The sequence below is a fragment of the Cellulomonas sp. P4_B5_2 genome, from assembly GCF_056402235.1.
Genome location: NZ_JBFUHU010000147.1, coordinates 1 through 8,918, shown reverse-complemented (window position 1 = coordinate 8,918; position 8,918 = coordinate 1). Strand labels below are relative to the sequence as shown.

The 8,918-nt window shown below is 72.0% G+C and carries 8 protein-coding genes; all 8 read left to right on the top strand.

Going from position 1 to position 8,918, the window contains the following annotated elements; all coding sequences use genetic code 11:
* Positions 1-448, top strand: a 448-nt coding sequence (locus tag AC1DUQ_RS11990; protein WP_477073858.1) for a cupin domain-containing protein, incomplete at its 5' end; no start/stop codon positions are given.
* The gene (locus AC1DUQ_RS11985) at positions 445-894 is read left to right on the top strand and encodes a rhodanese-like domain-containing protein (protein ID WP_477062247.1); all 450 of its coding nucleotides are present in this window, start codon (positions 445-447) and stop codon (positions 892-894) included. The genes AC1DUQ_RS11990 and AC1DUQ_RS11985, both read left to right, overlap by 4 nt.
* Before the next feature lie 72 nt (positions 895-966).
* A complete protein-coding gene (gene ggt, locus AC1DUQ_RS11980) occupies positions 967-2,748 on the top strand; it encodes a gamma-glutamyltransferase (protein ID WP_477062248.1) in 1,782 nt (593 codons plus the stop codon).
* Between the two features lie 391 nt (positions 2,749-3,139).
* Entirely contained in the window at positions 3,140-4,663 is a 1,524-nt protein-coding gene (locus tag AC1DUQ_RS11975; protein ID WP_477073857.1) for a glycosyltransferase, read from the top strand.
* Positions 4,656-6,200, top strand: coding sequence for a glycoside hydrolase family 26 protein (locus AC1DUQ_RS11970; RefSeq protein ID WP_477062250.1), 1,545 nt, complete (start codon positions 4,656-4,658; stop codon positions 6,198-6,200). The genes AC1DUQ_RS11975 and AC1DUQ_RS11970 overlap by 8 nt, the downstream gene beginning before the upstream one ends.
* Positions 6,200-7,588, top strand: coding sequence for a UDP-glucose dehydrogenase family protein (locus AC1DUQ_RS11965; protein WP_477062251.1), 1,389 nt, complete (start codon positions 6,200-6,202; stop codon positions 7,586-7,588). The genes AC1DUQ_RS11970 and AC1DUQ_RS11965 overlap by 1 nt, the downstream gene beginning before the upstream one ends.
* A 200-nt stretch (positions 7,589-7,788) precedes the next feature.
* Positions 7,789-8,358 (top strand): NADPH-dependent FMN reductase, encoded by a 570-nt coding sequence (locus AC1DUQ_RS11960; RefSeq protein ID WP_477073856.1) that lies wholly within the window; start codon positions 7,789-7,791, stop codon positions 8,356-8,358.
* The gene (locus AC1DUQ_RS11955; protein WP_477062253.1) at positions 8,355-8,897 is read left to right on the top strand and encodes a flavin reductase family protein; all 543 of its coding nucleotides are present in this window, start codon (positions 8,355-8,357) and stop codon (positions 8,895-8,897) included. The genes AC1DUQ_RS11960 and AC1DUQ_RS11955 overlap by 4 nt, the downstream gene beginning before the upstream one ends.
* Positions 8,898-8,918 lie beyond the last annotated feature (21 nt).

Below are 8,918 nucleotides of genomic sequence, written 5' to 3'. Positions count from 1 at the left end.
GCTCAGCGCGCTGACCCGCTCCATCGCCGCGCGTCCCGAGCTCTGGCGACCGCTGGTCCGCTTCCAGGAGAGCGGGCGCTGGTGGACCCGCCTCGACGGACCGCCCGACGTCGACGTGTGGCTCCTCACGTGGTTGCCGTCGCAGGGCACCGAGCTGCACGACCACGGCGCCTCCGCGGCCGCGTTCACCATCGCGGCGGGCACACTCACCGAGATCCGCCCGCACAGCGACGGACGCCTCGTGCCGCAGGACTTCACCTCCGGGCAGACCCAGACCGTGGACCCGGGCGACCTCCACGACGTGCTGAACACCGGCACCGAGCCCGCGGTGAGCATCCACGCGTACTCCACCCGGCTCACCCGCATGACGTACTGGGCGACCACCCCCGACGGCCGGCTCGCTCCCACCCGCACGGTCGAGACCGACGAGCCGGAGACGGACAAGTGAGCGTCGTCCGCCGCCGCACCATCGACGACGTCCTGGCCGACGCCCGCGCCCGGCTGCACCGCCTCGCACCGCTGGACGCGTGGGAGGCCGTGCGCCGCGGGGCCCTGCTGGTCGACATCCGCCCCGCAGCGCAACGCGCCACCGAGGGCGAGGTTCCGCAGGCGGTCGTCATCGAGCGGAACGTCCTCGAGTGGCGGCTGGACCCGGCCAGCGACCACCGCATTCCCGCGGCCACGGGCTACGACCTGCGGGTCGTGGTCCTGTGCTCGGAGGGGTACACGTCCAGCCTGGCCGCGGCCGCGCTGGCCGACCTGGGCCTGCACCGCGCGACCGACGTGGTGGGCGGGTTCCACGCGTGGGCGGCGGCAGGTCTCCCGACGACCGGGCCCGCGGACGGGGCACGGGGTGCCCTGGTCGGTGCGGGAGCGCACGCCCCGCGGACGTAGTCACAGGCCTGGGCGCGGGCGTCGTGGAGTGGTAGACCGGGACTCACCCACCCACTCGCCCGAGGAGATCCCATGCGATCGTCCAGGCACCCCGGACCCGTCCTCGTCGTCGTCGTCGCGGCGGTCCTCGCGCTCACCGCCGGGATCGCGCCCGCGGCCGCCCACCCCCGCCCGGGGGACAAGGTGCCGGTCGCCGTCGGCACCGGCGGGGCGGTCGCCACGGTGGATGCCGACGCCACCCGCGTCGGGATCGAGGTGCTCCGCAAGGGCGGGAACGCGGTCGACGCCGCCGTGGCGGCCGCCGCGACGCTCGGGGTGACCGAGCCGTTCTCGTCCGGCATCGGCGGCGGCGGGTTCTTCGTCTACTACGACGCCGCGACCGGTGCGGTGCACACCATCGACGGGCGCGAGACCGCCCCGATGGCGATGCGCAGCGACTCGTTCGTGGAGGGCGGGGTGCCGATCCCGTTCGCCGACGCGGTGACCTCCGGGCTGTCCGTGGGAGTGCCCGGGACCCCGGCGACGTGGCAGACGGCGCTGGACCGGTGGGGGTCGATGAGCCTGCGCACGGCGCTGAGCGGAGCGACCGAGGTGGCACGGCGCGGCTTCCTGGTGGACCAGACGTTCGTGGACCAGACGACCGCCAACGTGGCCCGGTTCTCGGCCTTCCGCTCGTCGGCCGACCTGTTCCTGCGCCGAGGCGCGCCGCCGGCGGTCGGGTCGGTGTTCCGCAACCGGGACCTGGCCGACACCTACGACCTGCTCGGCCGCAAGGGGGTCGGCGAGCTCTACACGGGACGCCTCGCCCGGGAGATCGTCGAGACGGTCCAGCGCCCACCGGTGCGTCGGCACAGCACGCTCGTCGTCCGCCCGGGCCTGCTGGAGCGCACGGACCTGGCGTCCTACGTGGCACCCCTGCGCGAGCCGACGCTGGTCTCGTACCGCGGGCTCGACGTGTACGGGATGGCTCCGCCGTCGTCGGGAGGCTCGACCGTGGGCGAGGCCCTCAACATCCTCGAGGCGCTCCCCGCGACCACCGACCAGACGCAGACGCTGCACCGCTACCTCGAGGCGAGCGCCCTGGCCTTCGCGGACCGCAACCGGTACGTCGGGGATCCCGCCGTCGTCCAGGTGCCCCTGCAGGAGCTGCTCTCGGACGGGTTCGCCGGCGAGCGCGCCTGCCGGATCAACGCCGCGACCGCGCTGACCAAGCCCGTGGCACCGGGTGTGCCGGACGGGGTCTACGGTCCGTGCCCCGTGCCGGCCACGGTCGGCACCGAGGGCTCCGACGGCCAGTCCACGACGCACGTGACCACGGCCGACCGCTGGGGGAACGTGGTGGCGTACACGCTCACCATCGAGTCGCTCGGCGGCAACGGCATCGTCGTGCCGGGTCGCGGCTTCCTGCTGAACAACGAGCTGACCGACTTCAACTTCACCGACACCCAGGGTGGGAACGACCCCAACCTGCCCGGCCCCGGGAAGCGCCCGCGCAGCTCCATGGCGCCGACCGTCGTCCTGGCCGACGACGCGCCGCTCCTCGCGCTGGGCTCGCCGGGCGGGTCGACGATCATCACCACCGTCCTGCAGATCCTCGTCAACCGTCTCGACCTCGGGATGACGCTCGACGCGGCCGTCGCCGCACCGCGTGCCACCCAGCGCAACACCCCCGCCGTGCAGGCCGAGCCCGGGTTCGACCGGGCGCCCCTCCAGGCGCTGGGGCACACCTTCGCCGACAACCCGGAGATCGGCGCCGCCACGGCGATCGAGCTCCTCGACGACGGCTCCTTGCTCGCGGTCGCGGAGCCGACGCGGCGCGGCGGAGGCAGCGCCGCGGTCGTGAGACAGCCCTGAGGACGCGCCCGGGGCGCTCACGGATCCACGTAAAATCCCCGTAAACTTGCCCCGGTCAATTCGGGCAATATCTGGTCATTGTGGCAACAATGTCGGTGACACCAGTCACATCTGGACGAGCGTCCGTCTGATTCCTCCGTTACCGCCTGGTACGTTCGATTCATCGAGTTCGCCCGTGGCCTCCTGACGAGGTCGGCACGCGGTCGTTGCTCGTCCAGTGCACCTCCGGGGGAGGGGCAGACGCCCACGTCACGCGGTGCCCTGAGGGCACAGCCGTGACCTTCGATGCGGGGAAAGCGCCTACCTAGGGCACTCCCCGTCGTCCTCGCTGCATCGCCGACGGCGCCGGTCAGCTACACAGTTCCGTTGACCGAATGAGCGGGGTACCGCCATGTTCGTCTTTGTCTTGCAGCTACGGCAAATGTTCGAAGGCCAGTCCGAGTTCTACCTGTTCGCATTCTTCTCCACGATCATCTGGGCGTTGTGGCTGCTCAAGGTGCTGTTGTCACGGCGCTACAAGCCCTACACCGGTGAATTCCACGGCACGACGAGCGTGGTCATTCCCGTCGTCGACGAGCCCCTCGACCTGTTCCGTGACGTGCTCACCCGCATCGTCGACCAGCGCCCCGACGAGGTGATCGTCGTCATCAACGGCGCCGTCAACGTCCCGCTCCAGGAGATCAGCGACGAGTTCGCTCCCCTGGTCCGCTGGGTGCACACCCCGATCCCCGGCAAGCGCAACGCCGTGAAGATCGGCACCGAGATGTCGCGCGGCGAGATCACCGTGCTCGTCGACTCCGACACGGTCTGGACCGATGGCACGCTCTCCGAGCTGGTGAAGCCGTTCGCCGACCCCTCCGTGGGTGGTGCGACCACCCGCCAGCGCATCCTCGACCCCGAGCGGTCCTGGATCACCCGCTGGGCGGACTGGCTGGAGAACACCCGGGCGCTGTACTCGATGCCCGCGCAGTCCGCGCTCGGTCAGGTCGGCTGCCTGCCCGGACGCACCATCGCGTTCCGCCGGCACATCCTCGTCTCCGTCATGGACGACTTCATGCACCAGAAGTTCATGGGCGTCTTCCTCGAGGTCTCCGACGACCGCACGCTGACCAACCTCACGCTCAAGGCCGGCTACCGGTCCGTGTACCAGTACACGAGCCTCGTCTACACCGATGCTCCGCTGCAGGTGAAGAAGCTGGCCAAGCAGCAGCTGCGCTGGGCCCGCGGGAGCCAGTACAACACCCTGCGGATGCTGCCCTGGATGGTCGGGCACGCCCCCGTCCTGGCGATCTTCTTCGTCGCCGACATCGTCTTGCCGTTCCTGCTGTTCGGGACCATCGCCGGGTGGGTCTACCGGGCCGCCTCCGGCACCGGGGTCAACCTCTACCAGGCGATCCTTGAGACCTACACGGGACTGAGCGGCTGGGCGTGGGTCGTCGCGACCATGGTCGTCTCGTCCGTCCTGTCGATGGCCATCCGGCAGATCCGGCACCTGCACGAGAAGCCGTCCGACTTCCTGCGGCTGCCCGTGTTCATCATCGTCTCGACGCTCTTCCTCATGCCCATCCGGCTGCTCGGGTTCCTGCGCATGGCGCACGCGAGCGGCTGGGGGACGCGCGCCGGCGCCTACGCGGGCGGCGGCGACGACCTGATCGCCGAGCTCGAGAAGGCACCCGCCGGACCGGCCGACCTCGTCGACCGCACTCCCCCGGGCACGCTGCCGACGCAGCGCTCGGCAGCCGACGGCCACACGCTCCTCACCGACGCCCCGGCCACGGCCCCCGTCCGCGCCCGCCGCGCGGTGGCCACGGCACCCGTGGCGCCCTCGCGGCGCCGCCGGCTCAACCCGCTGGCCGCGATCCCGTACCTGATCGCGCTGGCCATCTTCGCTCTGGAGGCCCTTGTCTATGTCTGAGCACATCGAGCCCGCAGGCTGGTGGTCCCGCGCCATCCGCCCCTCACCCCGTAAGCGGATCGCCGCCGCCGGCGTCGCCATCGCCCTCGTCGCCGTGACGGCCGGCGTGTGGCTGTCCCCGTCGGTCGCCACGACCACCGCCTCGAAGGCCAGCGCCACAGAGATCCGGCTGGCCGCGGAGAACGAGAAGCTCCGCAACTCCCTCGACGCGCGCGAGGACGAGGTCGCCTCGCTGGAACGGTCGCAGGCCAAGGCCGCGGCCGAGCGCAAGGCCGCCGCCGAGAGCGGCAAGGCCAAGGCTGCCGCCGAGCAGGAGGCGGCCGCAGCCGAAGGGGCGCAGAAGGCCGCGGCCGAACAAGCCGAGGCCGCGGCCCGCACCCAGGCCAAGGTGGCGGCCGAGAAGACCGCCGCCGCCGCCCGTGGCAAGGCGCGTGACGCCGCGACCCGGGCGGACCAGGCCGAGGCCGACGCAGCACGGGCACGGGCGACCTCCCAGGGCACCGCCCCGCAGCCCGTGAGCCCCGCTCCCGCGGTCAAGCCCACCGCGCCGGCGCTGTCCGAGCTGCTCGCCCCCGAGCGGCGTCAGTTCGGCCTGTACACGCCGCAGTCGCCCTTCAACTGGGCGGAGCTCGACAGCGTCGCCGCAAAGGTGGGAGCCACTCCGACCGTCGCGGGCTACTTCCAGGGCTGGGACGGACCGTTCCGACCCGACGCGGTCACGCGCTCCTGGGAGAAGGGCATGCTCCCGCTCCTGACGTGGGAGTCGCGTCCGCTCACGGCCGCGAACAACGAGTCCGTGGACCCGGCGTACTCGCTGCCGACCATCATCGGCGGCGCGTACGACGACTACCTGCGGCAGTACGCCAAGGACATCACCGCCCTGGGCCTGCCGATGGCGATCCGGCTCGACCACGAGATGAACGGCGACTGGTACCCGTGGGGTGAGCGCACCTGGGGCGGTGACTCGCTCAACGGGAACAACGAGGGCGACTACGTGACGATGTGGCGCCACGTGCACGACATCTTCGAGGCCGAGGGCGCCAACCAGTACGTCCTGTGGGTCTGGGCCCCGAACATCGTCAACTCGCTGGCGGACTACGCCAAGACCGACGCGACGTACATGCGGAGCCTGTACCCGGGCGACGAGTACGTGGACTGGGTCGGCCTGTCGGGCTACTACCGGCCGCCGTTCAAGGCGGACCAGACGCCGACGTTCTCGTACACCTACGACCGCTCGCTCGACCAGCTGCGGTCGATCACCTCCAAGCCCATCTTCCTCGCAGAGATCGGGGCCTCGGAGGTCGGCGGCAACAAGCCGGCCTGGATCGCCGACCTGTTCGACTCCCTGGCCAAGCCGGAGAACGCGGACGTCGTCGGGTTCGCCTGGTTCAACCACACCGTCACCAGCAGCACCGGCGGGCAGCTCGTCACCAACGACTGGCGCATCGAGTCCCGCGCGGACTCGCTCCAGGCCTTCGTCGACGGCGTGCAGGACCCCGCAGCCGGATTCGCCCCCACCACCACCCAGGAGCCGTGATGACCGACCACCAGATCGACCTGACCGACCTGTTCCCCCGCTCGACGTTCGACCCCGAGGCACCGGCTCCGCGGATCGCGGTGCTCGGCACCGGCTACCTCGGCGCCACCCACGCGGTCGCCATGGCCCAGCTGGGCATGGAGGTCGTGGGCGTCGACACGGACCCCCACAAGGTCGAGATGCTCACCGCCGGCAAGGTGCCGTTCTACGAGCCCGGCCTGCCCGAGCTGCTCACCGAGCAGCTGGCCACCGGCCGGCTGCGGTTCACCACCGACGTGGCCGAGGCGGTGGGCTGGGCGGACGTGCACTTCGTGTGCGTCGGCACCCCGCAGTCCAAGACCAGCCACGCCGCCGACCTGCGGTTCGTCGAGGCGGCGACCACGTCGATCGCCAAGAACCTCACGCACGACGCGCTGATCGTCGGCAAGTCGACGGTGCCCGTCGGGACGGGAGCCCGCCTGCGCAAGCTCATCGCGAAGGCGGCCCCCGCCGGCGTCCGCGCCGAGCTGGTGTGGAACCCGGAGTTCCTGCGCGAGGGCAAGGCGGTGCAGGACACGCTGCACCCGGACCGCATCGTCCTGGGCGGCACCACCGCCGAGTCCGAGGCGCTGCTGCGCCGCGTGTACGCCGGCCCGATCGCCGAGGGCTCTCCGGTCGTCGTGTGCGACCTGCCGACCGCCGAGCTGGTCAAGGTCAGCGCCAACGCGTTCCTCGCCACCAAGATCTCGTTCATCAACGCGATCTCCGGTGTGTGCGAGGCGGCGGGAGCCGACGTCAAGGTCCTGGCCGACGCGCTCGGGCACGACGTCCGGATCGGCCGGCAGTTCCTCGACGCCGGTCTCGGGTTCGGGGGCGGATGCCTGCCCAAGGACATCCGCGCCCTCATGCACCGGGCCAACGAGCTCGGCGCGTACCCGGCGTCGGCCCTGCTCCAGCAGGTCGACGAGATCAACATGGGCCAGCGGTCGCGCGTGATCGACCTCGCGATCGAGGCCTGCGGCGGGTCCGTGCTCAACCGGCGGATCGGGGTGCTCGGGGCGGCGTTCAAGCCGCACACCGACGACGTCCGGGACTCCCCGGCGCTCAACGTCGCGGCGGCCCTGCACCTGCGCGGCGCACAGGTCACCGTGTACGACCCCCAGGCCGGCGACACCGCGCGGTCGAGCTTCCCGACCCTCGGCTACGCCACCGGCGTGGACGAGGCCGTCGAGGGCAGCGACGTGGTGCTCGTCCTGACCGAGTGGGACGAGTTCACCGACGCGGAGCCGGCCCGGTTGGCCGCGCTCACGCACCAGCCGGCCGTGATCGACGCTCGCGGGAAGCTCGACGCCGCCCGCTGGCGCGAGGCCGGGTGGACGTTCCGGGGGCTCGGCCGCGCCGCCGCCTGATCCCTGTCCCACCTGCACGAACGGACGGCCCCGACGCCTCGCGTCGGGGCCGTCCGGCCGTTCGCGGGCCGAACCAGGTCCGCCATGCAAGAAAGTCGACCAAACCCTCTGGTCAAGTCGGGATTGTTGCTATACCCGGTCCAGCGAACCCGCACGGACCGTGCGGCGGGTTCACCGGAGCCGAGATCGAGGGACCAGCCATGACCCGTCTGACGTCGTCGCAGCACACCGGAGCGCGTGTGGTGGTGCTGTCCGGCAACCCCCGGAGCGGGTCGCGCACCACCGCGGCAGCCGTCAACGTCGGCGAGGAGGTCGCACGCCTGCTCGGTTCGGCCGAGGCGGTCCGGACCGTCGAGCTCGCCACGTTCGCCGCGGAGATCCTGGCCGACTCCCATCCGACCGCGGACGCGGCCCTGCGCACGGTCGCGGACGGCACGGTCCTCGTCGTCGCGACGCCCGTGTACAAGGCGTCCTACACGGGCCTGCTCAAGGCCTTCCTCGACCTCTACGGCCCCGGCGCGCTCAGCGGCGTGATCGCCGTGCCGGTGGTCGTCTCGGGGAACCCCGCGCACGCGCTCGTCGGCGAGGTGCACCTGCGACCGCTGCTCGTCGAGCTCGGCGCCGTGGTGCCCACCCGGGCGCTCACCCTGGTGGAGCACCAGCTGGCCGACCCGCAGCCCGTCGTCGACCGGTGGTGGTCGGACGGCGGTGCCGCGGTGCGGTCGCTCGTCGCCGGCGCCCCGGTGACGCTCGAGGCGGCCCGCGCATGACCGCCGAGACGCTGCACGCGCTGGACCGCCTGCTGCGCGACCAGGACGAGCCCCAGCTCTCCCCGCAGCAGTACAAGGAGGTGTTCCGGCAGCACCCCGCGGGCGTCGCCGTGGTGGCGCTCCGCGACGGTGACCGGCGCGTGGGCTTCACCGCGACCTCGGTGATCTCGGTGTCGGCCGCTCCCCCGCTGCTGGCGTTCTCGCTCGCGTCGACGTCGTCGTCGTGGGAGGCCCTGTCCCGCGCACGCACGCTCACGGTGAGCTTCCTGTCCGCGGACCAGGACGACGTGTCCGCGCGCTTCGCGACCAGCGGCATCGACCGGTTCGCCGCCGGCGGCTGGTACGACCTGGGCAGCGGTGAGCCCGTGATCGAGGGCGCCGTGTCCTGGGTCCGCGGGCGCGTGCTCCAGCGCACCCCGGTGGGCGACAGCTACCTGATCTCTCTGCGGGCGCTCGAGCACGGCACGTCCGACGACACGACGCCGCTGGTCTACCACGACCGCAGCTACCACCGGATCGGCCCGCACACGACGATCTGACGGCACGCAGAAGCCCCCCCC

What these genes read in the sequence shown, in the direction of transcription:
- ggt (WP_477062248.1), top strand. Translation starts at nt 967, where the DNA reads ATGCGATCGTCCAGGCACCCCGGACCCGTCCTCGTCGTCGTCGTCGCG.
- AC1DUQ_RS11975 (WP_477073857.1), top strand. Translation starts at nt 3,140, where the DNA reads ATGTTCGTCTTTGTCTTGCAGCTACGGCAAATGTTCGAAGGCCAGTCC.
- AC1DUQ_RS11970 (WP_477062250.1), top strand. Translation starts at nt 4,656, where the DNA reads ATGTCTGAGCACATCGAGCCCGCAGGCTGGTGGTCCCGCGCCATCCGC.
- AC1DUQ_RS11965 (WP_477062251.1), top strand. Translation starts at nt 6,200, where the DNA reads ATGACCGACCACCAGATCGACCTGACCGACCTGTTCCCCCGCTCGACG.
- AC1DUQ_RS11960 (WP_477073856.1), top strand. Translation starts at nt 7,789, where the DNA reads ATGACCCGTCTGACGTCGTCGCAGCACACCGGAGCGCGTGTGGTGGTG.
- AC1DUQ_RS11955 (WP_477062253.1), top strand. Translation starts at nt 8,355, where the DNA reads ATGACCGCCGAGACGCTGCACGCGCTGGACCGCCTGCTGCGCGACCAG.